At 74.6% G+C, this 15,789-nt stretch carries 12 protein-coding genes; 6 read left to right on the forward strand and 6 right to left on the reverse strand.

Translation table 11 applies throughout. From position 1 onward, the window contains the following. The first annotated feature begins 1 nt into the window (after window position 1). Entirely contained in the window at window positions 2-178 is a 177-nt protein-coding gene (locus LPA54_RS17790) for a DUF397 domain-containing protein (protein WP_228978813.1), read from the forward strand. 26 nt (window positions 179-204) lie between these two features. Here the strand turns inward: LPA54_RS17790 and LPA54_RS17795 are convergent, their stop codons facing one another. Then, entirely contained in the window at window positions 205-1,215 is a 1,011-nt protein-coding gene (locus LPA54_RS17795; RefSeq protein ID WP_228978815.1) for a glycosyltransferase family 2 protein, read from the reverse strand. 156 nt (window positions 1,216-1,371) lie between these two features. Between LPA54_RS17795 and LPA54_RS17800 the strand changes: the two genes are divergently transcribed. Continuing rightward, a complete protein-coding gene (locus LPA54_RS17800) occupies window positions 1,372-3,009 on the forward strand; it encodes an LCP family protein (protein ID WP_228978817.1) in 1,638 nt (545 codons plus the stop codon). 150 nt (window positions 3,010-3,159) lie between these two features. Here the strand turns inward: LPA54_RS17800 and LPA54_RS17805 are convergent, their stop codons facing one another. Then, window positions 3,160-3,693: an acyl-CoA thioesterase gene (locus tag LPA54_RS17805; protein ID WP_228978820.1), complete on the reverse strand. Its 534-nt coding sequence runs from the start codon at window positions 3,691-3,693 to the stop codon at window positions 3,160-3,162. Between the two features lie 119 nt (window positions 3,694-3,812). On the opposite strand from LPA54_RS17805, the gene LPA54_RS17810 reads away from it, so the two are divergent. Beyond that, on the forward strand, window positions 3,813-5,084 hold the full coding sequence (locus LPA54_RS17810) for an LCP family protein (protein ID WP_228978821.1): 1,272 nt from the start codon (window positions 3,813-3,815) through the stop codon (window positions 5,082-5,084). A gap of 12 nt (window positions 5,085-5,096) precedes the next feature. On the opposite strand, the gene LPA54_RS17815 is transcribed toward LPA54_RS17810, so the two are convergent. The 4 genes from LPA54_RS17815 to LPA54_RS17830 all read right to left on the reverse strand — a co-directional run bounded on the left by LPA54_RS17815 (window position 5,097) and on the right by LPA54_RS17830 (window position 11,480). Continuing rightward, window positions 5,097-6,998 (reverse strand): LCP family protein, encoded by a 1,902-nt coding sequence (locus tag LPA54_RS17815; protein ID WP_228978824.1) that lies wholly within the window; start codon window positions 6,996-6,998, stop codon window positions 5,097-5,099. Between the two features lie 29 nt (window positions 6,999-7,027). Beyond that, a complete protein-coding gene (locus LPA54_RS17820) occupies window positions 7,028-8,926 on the reverse strand; it encodes an LCP family protein (RefSeq protein ID WP_228978826.1) in 1,899 nt (632 codons plus the stop codon). Between the two features lie 269 nt (window positions 8,927-9,195). Next, window positions 9,196-10,665, reverse strand: a complete 1,470-nt coding sequence (locus LPA54_RS17825) for an LCP family protein (RefSeq protein ID WP_228978879.1) — start codon at window positions 10,663-10,665, stop codon at window positions 9,196-9,198. 41 nt (window positions 10,666-10,706) lie between these two features. Beyond that, a complete protein-coding gene (locus LPA54_RS17830) occupies window positions 10,707-11,480 on the reverse strand; it encodes a TIGR03089 family protein (RefSeq protein ID WP_228978827.1) in 774 nt (257 codons plus the stop codon). Between the two features lie 149 nt (window positions 11,481-11,629). Here LPA54_RS17830 and LPA54_RS17835 point away from each other — a divergent pair, with 149 nt between their 5' ends. The 3 genes from LPA54_RS17835 (at window position 11,630) to LPA54_RS17845 (ending at window position 15,774) form a co-directional block, all read left to right on the forward strand. Then, window positions 11,630-13,306, forward strand: coding sequence for an N-acetylmuramoyl-L-alanine amidase (locus tag LPA54_RS17835; protein WP_228978829.1), 1,677 nt, complete (start codon window positions 11,630-11,632; stop codon window positions 13,304-13,306). Window positions 13,307-13,465: 159 nt separating this feature from the next. After that, complete coding sequence (locus LPA54_RS17840; RefSeq protein ID WP_308112869.1) at window positions 13,466-14,548, forward strand: NDP-sugar synthase; 1,083 nt, start codon at window positions 13,466-13,468, stop codon at window positions 14,546-14,548. A gap of 350 nt (window positions 14,549-14,898) precedes the next feature. Then, window positions 14,899-15,774: a DNA-3-methyladenine glycosylase gene (locus tag LPA54_RS17845; RefSeq protein ID WP_228978883.1), complete on the forward strand. Its 876-nt coding sequence runs from the start codon at window positions 14,899-14,901 to the stop codon at window positions 15,772-15,774. The last annotated feature ends 15 nt before the right edge of the window (window positions 15,775-15,789 follow it).

Raw genomic sequence — 15,789 nt, forward strand, 5'->3', positions numbered from 1 at the left:
CGTGCAGCTGACCTGGGTCAAGAGCAGCTACAGCGGGGCCGACGGCCCTGAGTGCGTCGAGGTCGCGGCCGCCGACGACACCGTCCACGTCCGCGACTCCAAGAACGCCCCCGGCCCCCGGCTCGGCTTCACGCCCGGGGCCTGGGTCGACTTCCTGGCCTACGCGTCCCGAAGCTGACCCACCGGCGGCGGCCAGCCGCTGGGTCAGGCCGCCGTGCGGACCGCCGGGCGGCGGCTGGCGATGACCTTGCGGGCCAGGGAGCGGGGGCTCGTCAGGAAGCCGTACCCCCACGACATGTGCATCGTCGCCAGCGCCACCGGGATGCGCACGCGGGCCTTCAGCGGCAGGCCCTTGCCGGCCGGGATCGAGCCTGCGGTGATCGCGGCCAGGTATCCGCCGGGGACGACGAAGCCGAGCGGCGTCAGCGTCGCGCCGACCACGACGCCCGCGGCGATGGCGCAGACCGCGACCGGCGGGGCCAGGTAGCGGAGGTTGATGGAGCCCTGGTGGTAGCGGGCCACGACGTGGCGCCAGCGCCCGTAGTCCTTGTACTGCTTCGCCAGCGCCCGCACGCTCGGCCGGGGCCGGTACCGCACCCGCAGCTCCGGGGAGAACCAGATCAGCCCGCCCGCCTCGCGGATGCGGAAGTTCAGCTCCCAGTCCTGCGCGCGGATGAACTCCTCGTTGTACCCGCCCTGCTGCTCCAGCGCCTCGCGCCGGAACACGCCCAGGTACACCGTCTCGGCCGGGCCCGCCTCGCCGCCGGTGTGGAAGGCGGCGTTGCCCACGCCGATCCGGGACGTCATCGCGGCCGCGACGGCGTCCTCCCAGGCGTTCTCGCCCTCGGCGTGCATGATGCCGCCGACGTTCTGCGCGCCCGTCTCCTCCAGCAGTCGAACGGCCGTCGCGATGTAGTCCGGCGACAGCATGCCGTGCCCGTCGACGCGTACGACGACGGGGTGGCGCGACGCCTTGATCGCGGCGTTCAGCGCGGCGGGGGTGCGGCCCGTCGGGTTGGGGACGGTGTGCACGCGCGGGTCCTCGCGGACCAGCTCGGCGGCGATCTCGTCGGTGCGGTCCGTGGACGGGCCGAGCGCGATCACCACCTCCATCTCACCCTCGTACTCCTGTTCGAGGATGTGGCGGACCGCGTCGCGCAGGTGCCGCTCCTCGTTGAGGACCGGCATGATCACGGAGACCGGGGGCAGGGACATGGCTCCTCGGGAGGTACGAAGGTTCGTCCCCGGGCGGACAGCGGCCTCGGGGAGCCGGGGCGAGCCCCGGCGGGACGGCGGTATCGCCCGCCACGTTACCGCGAACGGGGGACCCCGGTGCGCGCCGCCCGGGCCGCACGGCAGGTCGCTGATCGTATGGGCCTACTGTGCTCACGGTCCGCCCCAGTGCCCGCGGAGGTGTCCCCCGTGCCCGTGCCGCCCCGCCGTCCCGACCGCCCGGTGCCCCGGCCGCCCGCCCGAGGGGCGAGCCGGCAGGCACCGGCGGCCCGGGGGCAGGCTCCGGGGGCGCGCGGGCAGGCACCGGGAGCGCGCGGGCAGGCACGGGCCGGGCGGCAGGCACCGGCGGCGCCGCGGCAGGCTCCGGGGGGCCGGCGGCGGTCCCGCTGGGGGGCGCGGGTGGCGACGACCCTGTCGGTCCTGGTGCTCGGCGCCGGCGGCATCGGCCACGCCGTCGTCACCAGCTTCGACACCGGCATCGGCCGGGTGGACGCCTTCAAGGACATGAAGAACCGGCCCCGCGCGGGCACCGGCACGAACATCCTGCTCGTCGGCACCGACGGCCGCGACAAGATCACGATGGCGGAGAAGGTCCGCTACCGGCTCGGCGGCGCCCCCTGCCACTGCACCGACACGATCATGCTGGTGCACGTCTCGGAGGACCGGAAGCGGGCCAGCCTGGTGTCGCTGCCCCGCGACTCGTACGCCGAACTGCCCGAGCACACCGACGCCACCACCGGCAAGAAGCACGGCCGGCACCCCGTCAAGCTGAACGCCGCCTACGCGGAGGGCGGCCCCAACCTCACCGTGCGCACCGTCGAGCGGATGACCGGCGTCAAGATCGACCACTATCTGGAGGTCGACTTCACCAGCTTCATGCGCACCGTCGACGCCATGGGCGGCGTGCAGATCTGCACCGCCCGCCCCATGCACGACGCGTACACCGGCCTCGCCCTGCCCGCGGGCACCCACACCCTCGACGGCGGGATGGCGCTCCAGTACGTCCGCTCCCGCCACGTCGACGGGGCGTCCGACCTCGGGCGGATGCAGCGCCAGCAGCGGTTCGTCGCCGCGCTCATCGACCGGGCGACGAGCAACGGCGAACTGCTCCACCCGGTGCGCTTCCGCAAGGTCCTCGACGCGATGGCCGGCTCCGTCCGCGCCGACCGCGGCTTCGGCACCGAGGAGATGCTGACGCTGGCCAAGGCGATGCGCGGCTTCACGACGGCCTCGTCCGAGTTCACCTCCGTCCCCGTCGGCGCCGTCGGCGTACGGGTCAAGGGCATCGGGTCGACGGTGAAGTGGGACGCGGCGGGCGCCAAGCGGGTCTTCGACGCGATCCGCGCGGACCGGCCGCTCGCCGCCCGCCCGGCCAAGGCGGCCCCGCGCCGCAAGCCCGTCGAAGTCGCGCCCCGCGAGGTGCGCGTCCAGGTCTACAACGGCACCCGGCAGCACGGGCTCGGCGCCCGCGTGGACGCCGCGCTGCGCGCCACCGGCTTCCTGACCACCGGCACGCCGTTCAACGCCGGCCGGCGCGACACGGCCCGCACCCTCATCGCGTACGACCCGCGCTGGGACCGCTCCGCGATGTCCCTCGCCGCGGCGCTCCCCGGCAGCGAGCTGCGCGCGGTGCCGGGCCAGGGGCCCGTGCTGAAGGTCACGGCCGGCGAGGACTACCGGGCCGTCCAACCCGTCCGCGCCGAGACGCCCGCCCCGGCGCGGCAGGCCGGCGGCGTACCGGCGGCCGTCACGGGCGACCAGGTGGTCTGCCCCTGACCACGACCGGGCCCGCCAGGACCCCGACCGGGCTCACCGGGACCGTGGCCGGGCTCACCGGCGCCGTGGCCGGGGGGCCTGCCGCGACCGCGACCGGGCCCGCAGGTGATCCGCGCGGCGGGCCGGGCGGATCACCGCCCCGTCGCCGGATCAGTCGTCGAAGCCCTCCGCGGCCCGCCGCTCCCGCAGCTCCTTGATGGCCCGCCGGCGGGCCAGCCGGTGCGTGCGGCGGATCTGCGCCTCCTGGTAGCGCCGCTCGTCCCGCTCCGTCTCGGGGACGACCGGCGGCACGGCCCGCGGCTTGCCGTCGGCGTCCACGGCGGCGAACACCAGGTACGCCGAGCCGACCTGCGTGGCCGGCGTCGACTCGTTCCACCGCTCGGCCAGGACCCGGACGCCGACCTCCATGGAGGACCGGCCGGTCCAGTTGACCTGCGCCTTCACATGGACGAGGTCACCGACGCGCACCGGCTCCAGGAAGACCATCTCGTCCATGGAGGCGGTCACCGCGGGCCCCCCGGAGTGGCGTCCGGCGACGGCGCCCGCCGCGTCGTCCACCAACTTCATGATCACACCACCGTGCACCGTGCCGAGCAGGTTGGTGTCACTGCCGGTCATGATGTGGCTGAGCGTGGTGCGGGACGCCGAGGTCGGCTTGCCCTCGAGCATGGACTGGTCTGTCATGCCCTCCACCATATGCCCGGAGTCGGACACGTCCGCATTGCATCAGGTTGGATACAGCGCCGCCCCGATTCCCCACCCGCCCTGTGAGGGCCGCCGTGCCGCGCGGCACACTGTTCGGCATGAATGACTGGCCTGAAGGGCGGTCCCACGACCGCAACGCGCGCTACGGCCGCGGCGGCGCCGACGCCCAGCCCGAGGGCGCCCGCGTCATGCCGCACGTGCGGCCCGGATCCGTCCCGCCGCAGCAGCGGCCGGGCTACGACGACGCGCCCCGCAGCGCCCCCGGATTCGACAGCGGCTACAACACGGGCCAGGTCTACGGCATGCCGCGCGGCGCCCAGGGCCCGGGCGGCGGCGGGCGGGGCCCCGGCTCCCCGTACGCGCCGGCCCCCGGTGGCGGCGCGCGCCCCGCGCCGGACTGGGGCCGCCGCGTCAAGGTCGGCGCGATCACCCTCGCCGTGGTCGTCCTCGCCACGTCCATCGGCACGTACTTCTGGGCCGACGGGCGGATGCGGCGCGAGGTCGACCTCTCCAAGGTCATCGAGCGCCCGCAGGAAGGCGACTGCACGACGTACCTGATCGTGGGCTCCGACAGCCGCGAGGGCATGACCGCCGAGGACAAGAAGCGGCTGCACACCGGCTCCGCCGACGGCAAGCGCACGGACTCCATGATGATCCTCGCCGCGTGCGGCAGCGGGAACACCATGATCTCCCTGCCCCGTGACTCGGACGTGGAGATCCCCACGTTCGTCGGCTCCCAGTCCGGCAAGACCTTCAAGGGCACCGGCCGCCGCGTGAAGCTGAACGCGGCGTACGCGGAGGACGGCCCGGAGCTGCTCGTGCGCACCGTCGAGCACAACACGGGGCTGCGCATCGACCACTACGCGGAGATCGGCTTCGCCGGCTTCGCCAACATCGTCGACGCGCTCGGCGGGGTCGAGATCACCATCGACAAGGGCTTCAAGGACAAGAAGTCCGGCGCCGACTTCCAGGCGGGCAAGCAGACCCTCGACGGCGAGCAGGCCCTCGCCTTCGTCCGCACCCGGTACGCCTTCGCCGAGTCGGACCTCGCGCGGACGAAGAACCAGCAGAAGTTCCTCGCCGCCCTCGCCGACCAGGCCGCCACGCCCGGCACGGTCCTGAACCCCTTCGCGCTCTACCCGACGCTGGGCGCCGGTCTGGACACGCTGATCGTCGACAAGGACATGTCGCTGTTCGACCTGGCGGAGATGTTCTTCGCGATGAAGGGCGTCAACGGCGGCGACGGCACGTCGATGAACATGCCCGTCTCGGGCACCCGCGGGGCGAACCTCGTCTGGGACAAGGCGAAGGTCCGCGAGCTGGTCCGCCAGATCCAGAACGACGAGAAGGTCACGGTCACCTCGAACTGACCGGCCGGCGGGCTACCAGCGGTACGGCTTGTAGACCTCCATGCACGCCTCCGTGTCCGCGCCGTTGGAGTTCTCCGCGTCGTCCGGGAGGTCGCCGGCCTTCGGGGCCTCCTGCCGGGGGAAGGCGTCGCCCTCGCGCCAGTCGGCGCCGACCGTGAGCGTCAGCCCGGCCACCCCGTCGGCGGCCCGTACCGCGGTGGCCGGGATGCCGACCGCCTTCGCCACGGACAGCGCGTCCGCCCTGCCTTGCGCGCCGGACGCCTTCGGGTACTCCAGGCGCGTCTGCGCCGCCGAGGCGGCGGCCTGTGAGGAGTCGGCCCGGGTGAAGCCCTTGCCGCGCAGGGTCTCGGCGACCCCGCCGGCCCGGCCCTTCACCGGGTACTGCCCGTCCGCGCCGGTGCCGTTGACGACCGTGACGGCCAGGGACGCCGGGGCGGCCGCGGCCGGGCCGGTCTCCTTCGGCGCGGCGGACGGCTTCGCGTCCGCCGCCTTGCCGTTGCTGTCGAAGGGGACGTCCTCGCGGAGCATCCGCCAGATCCGCTCCGCGGAGCTCCGCACCGGCAGCAGGTGCGCGCGGTTCGCGGGGTCCTCGACGGTGGGCAGCGTCGTCATGGTGATGCGGTCGGTGGGGACGTCCTTCAACTCCATGGCCAGGGCGAAGAGCCGGTCCACGGAGTCGAGCTCCTCGGAGACCTGGAGCGCCTTCGTCCCGGCCTCGGCGAGGTCCGTGATGCGCCCGGCGTCGGTGAAGGCGTTCTGGTGCTTCAGCTGGCGCAGCATCGCGTTCATGTACATGTGCTGCGCCTTGGCGCGGCCCTGGTCGTTGAAGAAGGCGTGCCGGGTGCGCAGCCACTGGAGGGCCTGCTCGCCCTTCACGTACGTCGTGCCCTGCCGCAGCTTCAGCCCGGAGCCGCCCTTGACCTGCGCGGTGGGCCGGTCGTGGACGTTCTGCCGGACGCACACCGGGACGCCGCCGACCGCGTCCGCCATCCGCACGACGCCGGCGAAGTCGACCATCATCCAGTGGTCGATGTACACGCCGGTCAGCTTCTCCCAGGTGGTGAGGGTGCAGCCGGGGCCGCCGCGCTGGAGCGACTGGGTGATGATGCGGTTGGTGGCGGGGAACTTCTCGCCGGTGTCCGCGTCCTGGCAGGCCGGTATGTCGACCCGGGTGTCGCGCGGGATGCTCACGACGGCGGCGCTCCTGCGGTCCTTGGAGACGTGGAGCAGCATCTGCACGTCGCCGCGGGGCTTGTCGCCCACGGTGTCCTTGGCGCCGCCGAGGGCGAGGTTCTCCTTGGAGTTACGTCCGTCGGCGCCGATCAGCAGGATGTTCAGCGGGGTGTTGCCGAAGGCGTCGGGCTTCGCCTTCTGCACGCCGCTTTCGCCGCCGCTGCGGCTCCCGCTGCGGATGTTGCCGTTCAGGTGCTCGATGTAGAGGTACCCGGCGCCGGCGGTGCCGAGTATGAGCAGCGACAGCACGGACGCGATCCAGCGGAACACGCGCCGCTTGCCGCCGCGGGCGCGCCGGCTCGGCCGGCGGCCGGCCCGGCGCCGCCCGGCTCCCGCGCCGCGCGGAGCGGGCCGGACCCGGCGCCCGGATCCGCCGCCGGTGCCGGCGCTGCCCGCGCCGCCGTCGTCGTCGCCGTCCGGTCCGTCGGCGTCCGGTCCGCCGGCGTCCGGTCCGCCGGCGTCCGCGCCCCGGGCGCCCCCGCGCCGGGCGCGGGCACCGGTGCCCGACGCCTCCGCTCCCGTACCGCCGCCGGCGGCCCCGCCGCCGCTGCCCCCTCGGTCGTCGTTCCCGCCCGAGGCGGCGGCACCGTCTGCGGTGTCGCCGCGGCCGCGGTCACGGGCGTCCCGGGCGTGCGGGACGCTCTCCCGCGTCCCCTCCCCACGCACGCTGCTGTGTCCCACCCACGTCTCCCCTGGTGATCAGGTCCGCGTCACTTCGCGCACACCTGCTTGTCCGCCTCTACCTTCTGCACACCCTCCGGCGCCTTCGCCGGACCGGTGAGGGGGACGCCCGCTCCCCTGAAGTCCTCGCCGAGGGTGAGCGTCATCGGCTCGCGCTCCCCGGCGTCGGACGTCCCCTGCTTGAGCGCCGACGCCGGCAGCCCCATCAGGTCCGCGAGCTTGCGGGCCTGGTCGGCCTGGTTCGGCGCGTACTCCAGCGTCGTCTTCGCGATGTCGGACGGCGCGTTGGCCTTGTTGGTCGACTTCGGCACGCCGGCCTGGTTCTGCAGCCAGCTGATCGTCGACTGGGCGCCGCCGCGGACGCCGCTGCCGTTGTACACGTCGACGCGCACCTCCGACGCCTGCGCGCGGGGCCCCTTGAGGAGCGCCGCCTGCGCGGCCTTGTCGGCGTTCTTCGCGTCCTTCTCCTTCTTCTCGACCTCGGTGAGCGAGATGTCGTTGCGGAGGATGGAGAAGAGCGGGTCGGCTTTCGCCTCGTCGAGGACGACGGTCGCCTTGACCCGCTCGGCGGGATTGTCGAGGACCGGGAGCGTCGCGAAGGTGATGTTCTTCGGGTCGACCTTGGCGACCTCCATGCCCAGTTCCTGGAGCTTCTTGACGCTCCCTATGCCGGAGTCGACGGTGAGCGCCTTCGTCGCCGCGTCGGCGAGGTCCAGCAGTTTCGACGGGCTGGTGAGGGTGTCGCTCGACTTCATCTTGCGGAACATCGAGGCCATGAACTGCTGCTGCGTCTCGATCCGGCTCAGGTCGCTCTTGTTGCCGAACGCCTGCCGGGTGCGGACGAAGGCGAGGGCCTGCTCGCCCTCGATGGTGCTCGTGCCCGCCGGCAGTTCCAGCCCCGACTTCTTGTCCTTCACCGGCCGCTCGACGCACACGTCGACCCCGCCGACCGCCGTGGACAGCGTCTTCACGGCGTTGAAGTCGACCATCATGAAGTGGTCGACGGGCAGGCCGGTGAGTTCGTGGACGGTCGCCATGGTGCAGCCGGGGTCCCGGTCCAGCTGGCCGAGGCTGGTGTTGAACCGCACCCCGCTCTCCGCCGGGATCTTCTTCTTCGTGCCGTCGGGGAGCGTGGCCTCGCAGCTCGGGATGTCGGTGATCAGGTCACGGGGGATGGACAGCGCCGTGGCGTTCGTCCGGTCCTTCGCGACGTGCAGCAGGATCGTCGTGTCGGCGTGGCCGGGGCTGTTCTTGTCGCCGTAGCCGGAGTTGCCGTCGCCGGTCCGCTTGTCGGTGCCGATGACCAGGATGTTGATGGCCTGGTCCTTCTTGAAGCCGGAGCCGCCGCCGGCGCCCGCGACGTCGATGGTGCTGAGGTTCCCGTCGAGCCGCTCGTACAGGTAGTACGCGACCGCGCCGGAGGCGACCAGGGCGAAGGCGGTGACCCCGCCGGTCCACATGAGGACCTTCTTCGTACGGGCCTTGCGCGGCTTGGCCTTCCCCCGCCGCCGGCCGGCACTCGCCGGGGCCGCCGCGCGACGGCCGCCCCCGCCCTGACCGGGCGGTTCGGCGGTGCGGCGGCGCCGCTGGCCGGGTACCTCCGGGGCGCGGCGGCGCGAACCGGTCGACGCCTCGGCGCCCGCCGGCGACTCGGCGGCCTTGCCCCTGCGGCCCGTGCCGGTGCCGGTGCCCTTGCCCGCGGTGGACGGCGCGGACGGTGCCGGGGACGCGGACGGCGCTGACGGCGTGCGGGCGGAGCGGTCCCCCTGGGCGGGCGGTCTCGCCGCGGTGGCGGCGCGGGGAGCGGAGGCCGGTGACTGCCCAGTGGAATGGTCCAGTCGCAGTTCGTAGTTACCGGTCTGCGGGTTCAGTACCCACTGGTCGGCGGGGTCGATGTCCTCCGCCCCTCCACGGCTGTGCGCGTCCACGGTTGCCTGAGTCCTCCGTCGGTGCCACGCGAGGCGCCTCCCCCGTCAGGCGCTCGGTCTCTCGATCCACGGTGCGCGTCCCACGGGGTCGCCCGCACCGGATCGCGTCACACTATCCGCCCAGTTCAGCGTGGGGCGACGTCCGTGACAAATTCCACGCCCCTTACAACCGGGCATACTGCCCAAAGTTCATACACCGCCACCTCTGTCACGCTCTTTCCTCACACGGTCCACCCCTGCCCGTCCCGCCCCGGCCGTCCGGCGCCCGCCTACGGGCACGCGCTCGCCGCGGCGTTGGTGCCGGTGTACGTCGGAGCCGGCGACGGGCTGCCCCGGCCGTCCGGCGTCATCCCTGGTGACGGGCTTGTCCCCGCCGTCGGTTCCCTGTCGGGCGGCGGGGTGGTCGCGCCGTTCCGCTCGCCGTCCGGCACGACGAGGACCGGGGCGTCGGCGCGCAGCCGCCTGAAGAGCCGGTCGGCGGCCGGCTGTACCAGTTCGTCCCGGTTCGGGTCGGCGTGGTGCGGCTTGCGCGGCACTGTGAGGAACTGCACCTTCTCCGTCGGCACGCTGCGCAGCCGCCGGGCCAGGTCGTACAGGTCCTTGAGGGAGTCCAGCCCCGGGTCGGTGGTGAGCGACTTGGTGGCCGCGTCCAGGACCGGGTAGAGCCGCGTCGGGTTGAGCAGGACGCCGTTGCTCTGCACCTTGGTGACCAGCGCGCCGAGGAACTCCTGCTGGCGGTTCATGCGTTCGGTGTCGCTGCCCCCGCCCAGCGACTTGCGGGCCCGTACGTAGCCGAGCGCCTGCTCGCCGTCGAGCGTCTGCGGCCCGGCCGCCAGCTTCAGGTGGGCGTCCGGGTCGTCGATGGGCCGGCGGACGCAGACGCGCACGCCGCCGACCGCGTCGACCATGTCCTTGAAGCCCTGGAAGTCGATCACCATGTGGTGGTCGACGCGGATCCCGGTCAGCTTCTCCAGGGTCCGGACGGTGCAGGCCGTCCCGCCGATCTGGAAGGCGGTGTTGAACGGGGCGAGCCGGGCTTCGGCCCGCTGCCCGCCGCCGGTGCGGCAGTCGGGGATCCGCACCATCAGGTCGCGCGGGACGGACACCGCCGTCACGCCGTGCCGGCGCGCCGAGAGGTGCAGCAGGATCGCGGTGTCCGACCGCTGCGTGCCCTGGTCCTGGCCGTACTCCTCGTTGCCTTCCCCGGCGCGCGTGTCCGAGCCGATCAGCAGGACGTTCTTGCCGCCGCGCGGGACGGGCGCGGGGCGGTCCCTCTCGTACCGCTTGAGTTCGGCGACCGCCCTGTCGTCGGTGGTGATGTTCGCGTCGAGCTGGCGGTAGAGCCACCAGCCGCAGCCCCCCGCGACCAGGACGACGAGGGAGGAGCCGACCGCCGCCCAGCGCAGCCACGACGGCCGGTTGCCGGCCGCGGTGTCCGGGTCGTCCGGGGGAGTGCCGGCGGTGTCCGTCACGTCGTCTGTCCGTCCTTCGGGGCGTCGGCGGCCTTTCGGGGCCGCCGTCGCCTGGTGAGACGGTCGAGCCCCGCGCGGGGTTGCGCGCACGGGGGTGCGCTCCGCCGATGATGTACCGGACGGGCCCGGGAACCCGGCGGACTCGGCACGCGGTCCACCGGACGGGTGGCCGGGGCCCGGGGACCCCGGGGCACGGGCCGCCGGGGCGGCGGGCCTGGGCCCGGGCCGCGGGGGGTCCGGGCGGCGGGCGTGGGCCCGGGCCGCCAGGCCCGGGACCTCGGGCCCGGGGGTCGGCCGGGCCCGTGCCGTCAGGCGGTGTCGGCCCGGTCGGTGACGCGTTCGGCGGCGATCCGCCGGTCCAGCTCCTCGGGGGACAGCCGGTCGAGGTGGCGGCACAGGACGACGGACCCGCCTGCCGCCAGCGGGGCGTACAGCCCGGCCGACACGCCCTCCCAGTCCCGCCACGGCAGCCCGGACAGCAGCCGGGACCCGGGCGCGAGCCCGCGCCCCGCCGCGTCCCTGCGGGCCCGGGCGACCAGGTCGGCGCCGGTCAGCTCGGTACGGCCGCCCGCGGCACCCGGCACGGCGAGGGCCGGCGCGTCGGGGTCCACCGGGGCGTACGGGGCGAAGCGGTCGCCCTGGCTCGGGACCTCCACGGCGTAGTCGTCGTACCCGGCGGGCGGTGCGGGGAAGCGGCGGCCCAGCGGGGCGAGCGACAGGGCGAGGCGGCTGCCGGTGCAGGCCAGGCCCTCGTCGAGCCGGTCGGGCCCGGCCACGACGTGGTCGGCGGCGGCCGGGTCGCCGTCCAGGTCGGCCACCACGCCGACCGACGCGCAGGCGAGCAGCCACACGGCGGTCTGCCAGTGCGCGGGCAGCAGCAGCGCGACCCGCTCGCCGGGCTCGGCGGAGAGCCCGTCCTGGAGCAGGTTCGCCGTCTTGGCCACCCAGTTGGCGAAGGTGGCCACCGAGAGTTCGACGCGCTCACCGGTGGCGTCGTCGTAGTACGTGACCAGGGGGCGGGCCGGGTCCGCGGCGAGCGCGGATCGCAGCAGGTCGGCAGGGGTGCGGTCGCTGGCGTTCACCCGCGCAAGGGTACGCGGGCGGGGTGGCCGGGGGAGGGCCGAGCGGGTGACGCGGTACTCCGTACGGACCGATGGGCCGTCAGGGAAACCAAGAAGCGCAACTCGGGGCAAATGTCCAGTATCTGGCTATGCGTTCCATTCGTATTCCCTTGATCGGCGTAGCGGTCGCGGTCACCACCGCCTCCTCGCCCGCCCTCGCGATGCCCCTCTCCCCGGCCCACGCGGCCACCCGGGCCCCCGCCTCCTCGACCGCCCCGCCTTCCGGGACGGCGCAGGACGACACGCCGGACCCGGGTGCCACCCGATCCCTGCCGCTCGTCCCGCTGCCCGGCGACGAGCGCAGCACGGCTCCCGGCGGTGGTGCCGTCCGGGGCCTGCCGCGCCAGGAGGTCACCCCGTTCTCGATGGTCGGCGTGGTGTGGGACGACCCCGACGCCGACCTGCACGGCACCGTCCAGGTGCGTACCCGCGCCACCGGGACCGGCGCGTGGTCGCCCTGGCAGGAGCTGGGGACCCATCAGCACGACCACGGCGCCGACCCCGGTTCGGCGGAGGCCCGCTCGACCGCGGTCCGCGGCGGTACGGCCCCGCTGTGGGTGGGCGACTCGGACGGTGTGGAGGTGCGGGTCCTGCCCGAGCCGGCCGAGGACCGCGCGGGACGGGCGCCCGCGCTGCCGGCCGGGCTGCACGCGGAGCTGGTGGACCCGGGCGATGACCCGGAGCCGGAGCCGGGCGCGGACGACCCGACCGCCCAGGACGCGCCGGACCCCGCTGCCGATGTGAGCACCGGCCAGGGCGCGACCGCCGACACGGACCCGGCGACCGGCCCGGCGACCGGCTCGGCCGCCGACGCCGACGCCGATGTCGAGACCGAGACCGAGACCGAGACGGAAACCGAGACGGAGGCCGAAGGCGAAGCCGAAGCCGAAGCCGACGCCGACCAGAGCGCTGAGGAAGGCGCCGAGGAAGGCGCCGACGAGGGCATCGGCGAGGTCGTCGGCGAGGTCCCCGACGGGGCCGTCGACGCGCCCACCGAGGTGGAGGAGAGCGCGGACCACTCCATCGACCTCGACGCCGTCGCCCCCGTCTCGGGCGCCGCGCTCTCCCCGCAGGAGACCGCCGCCTCGGCGGCCAACTCCGAGCTGGGCGCCTCCCTGGGCGCCCTGGAGCTGCCCGAACTCGCCCTGGAGGAGGCGGAGGCCGCCGCCCCCGCCGCGCACACCGCCCCCCGGCCGGCCATCGTCACGCGCAAGGGCTGGGGCGCCGACGAGAGCATCCGCGAACCGTCGTTCCTCTACACCAAGTCCGTCCAGGTGGCCTTCGTCCACCACAGCGCCACCGGCAACAACTACACCTGTGCCCAGGCCCCCTCCGTCCTGCGCGGTATCTACCGCTACCACGTCAAGAGCATGGGATGGCGAGACCTCGGCTACAACTTCGCCGTCGACAAGTGCGGCAAGATCTACGAAGGCCGCGCCGGCGGCGTGGCGAAGCCCGTCCAGGGCGCCCACACCCTCGGCTTCAACAGCAACAGCACCGGCATCGCGGTCCTCGGCTCGTTTGGCAGCACGACCCCGGCGGCCAAGGCCGTCACGGGCGTCGCCAAGCTGACGGCCTGGAAGCTCGGCCTCTACGGCAAGGACCCGAAGGGCAAGAGCACCCTGGTGTCGGGCGGCGGAAACCGGTACAAGAAGGGCACGAAGGTGAAGCTGAACACCATCTCGGGCCACCGGGACGGCTACTCCACCCAGTGCCCGGGCGCCAAGCTCTACGGCAAGCTCGGCACGATCCGCACCGCGGCGGCCAAGTACCAGGGGAGGTCCTGACCCGAAGGCCGTGTCGAACCGTCTGTCCAGGTCTGCCTAGGATCTGCCTACACTGCCTGGTCGTGCCGATCATTTGAGCGATCCGATCTCCGAGAAGGTCGGCCCGCCCGATCGGGCCACCACTCCGACGACCGGCCCAGCAGGAAGCAGAGACGACAGGTGACAGAAGCGATCCTCCTGGTCGGCGGCAAGGGAACCAGGCTGCGACCGATGACGGTGAACACGCCGAAGCCGATGGTGCCCGCGGCGGGTGTGCCCTTCCTCACGCACCAGCTCGCCCGGGCCCGCGCGGCCGGCGTCGAGCACATCGTCCTGGCGACCTCGTACCTGGCGGAGGTCTTCGAGCCGTACTTCGGCGACGGCTCGTCCCTCGGCCTCCACCTGGAGTACGTCACCGAGGTGGAACCCCTGGGCACCGGCGGCGCGATACGCAACGTCGCGGAGCGGCTGACGTCGGGGCCGGACGAGCCGGTCCTCATCTTCAACGGGGACATCCTCACCGGCCTCGACATCCGCGCCCTGGTCGACACCCACGAGACGTCCGGCGCCGACGTCTCCCTGCACCTGACCCGGGTCGAGGACCCGCGGGCGTTCGGGCTCGTGCCCACCGACCCCACGGGGCGGGTCACGGCATTCCTGGAGAAGCCGCAGACGCCCGAGGAGATCGTCACCGACCAGATCAACGCCGGCGCCTACGTCTTCCGCCGGTCGGTCATCGACTCCATCCCGGCCGGCCGGCCGGTCTCGGTGGAGCGCGAGACGTTCCCCGGCCTCCTCGCCGACGGAGCCCACCTCCAGGGCATGGTCGACTCCACGTACTGGCTGGACCTCGGCACCCCGCAGGCGTTCGTCCGCGGCTCCGCCGACCTCGTCCTCGGCCGCGCCCCGTCCCCGGCCGTGCCGGGCCGCTGCGGTGACCGGCTCGTCGTGGACGGCGCCGAGGTCGCCGCCGACGCCAAGCTCACGGGCGGCACCGTCGTCTGCGCCGGCGCCGTCGTCGGCGAGGGCGCGCGGATCGACGGCAGCGCCGTCATGGCCGGCGCCGTCGTCGAGCCCGGCGCGGTCGTCACGGACTCGCTCGTCGGCGAGGGCGCCCGGATCGGTGCCCGGGCCGTCCTGCACGGCGCGGTGATCGGCGACGGCGCCCACGTCGGCGCGGACAACGAGCTGCGCGACGGCGTGCGCGTCTGGTGCGGCGCCCGGCTGCCCGCCGGCGCGGTGCGCTTCTCCTCCGACCAGTAGGCGCCCGCCGGGACAGTCGGGCGGTGCGGGACTACCCTGTTCGGGACCCCGCACCCGACGACTGGCGGACTTCCGCATCCCCGGACCTCCGCGACCCCACCGCAGGAGCCCCCGTGGCCGGCCGCTACGCCCCCCGCCCCCCGCGCACGACCGCGCGCGGCGCCGCCGGCGTACCCGGAGGCCGCGGGCCCGGTGGGGCGCTCCCGGCCGGCGGGGCCGTCGCTTCCGGCGGGGTGGCCGCCGCCAATGAGCCGGCCGGGCGGGGCGCGGGCGACCGGCGGCCCGTCGTCCCCCCGCAGGCCGGCGGGCGGCACAGCCCCCGCCACCGCACGTGGGCCCCGCCCTGGCCCCTGGACCTCGGCCTCACCCTCGGCCCGCTGCGCCGCGGCCCGGCCGACCCCACGTACCGGGCGACACCCGACGGCGCGTTCTGGCGCACCTGCCGGACGCCGGAGGGCCCCGGCACGCTCCGGGTCGCCGCGCGGGGCGGCACCGTCGAGGCGGACGCGTGGGGCGCCGGCGCCGACTGGCTCCTCGACCGGCTCCCGGTGCTGCTCGGCGCCCTGGACGAGCCGGACGCGTTCACCCCCCGCCACCGGCTGCTCGCCGTGACCCGGCAGCGCCGCCCCGGCCTGCGGCTGCTGCGCACCGGGCTGGTGCTGGAGTCGCTCATCCCCTCGATCCTGGAGCAGAAGGTCACCACCGACGAGGCGTACCGGGCCTGGCGGCTGCTGGTGCGCGGGTACGGCGAGCCCGCGCCGGGCGCCCCGGCCGAGCTGCGGCTGGCCGTGGTGCCCGAGCCGCGGACCTGGGCGCTCGTCCCGTCGTGGGAGTGGCACCGCGCGGGTGTCGACGGCAAGCGCTCGGCGACCGTGCTGCGCGCGGTACGGGTGGCGGGCCGTCTGGAGGAGGCGGCCGGCATGGAGCCCGAGGAGGCCCGGCGCCGCCTGGAGCTGGTCCCGGGCATCGGCCCGTGGACGTCGGCGGAGACCGTCCAGCGCAGCAACGGGGCCCCGGACGCGGTGTCGACCGGCGACTACCACCTGCCGGGCGTCATCGGCCACGCCCTGGCCGACCAACGGGACGCCGACGACGCGCGGATGCTGGAGCTGCTGGAGCCGTACGCGGGCCAGCGCCACCGCGCCGCCCGGCTGGTCCTGCTCAGCGGGCGCACGCCGCCCCGCCGCGCCCCGCGCATGACGCCGCGCGACATCGCCCCGCTCTGACCGGGACGCTTCCCG

The organism is Streptomyces sp. DH12, from assembly GCF_020873895.1.
Lineage (GTDB): Bacteria > Actinomycetota > Actinomycetes > Streptomycetales > Streptomycetaceae > Streptomyces.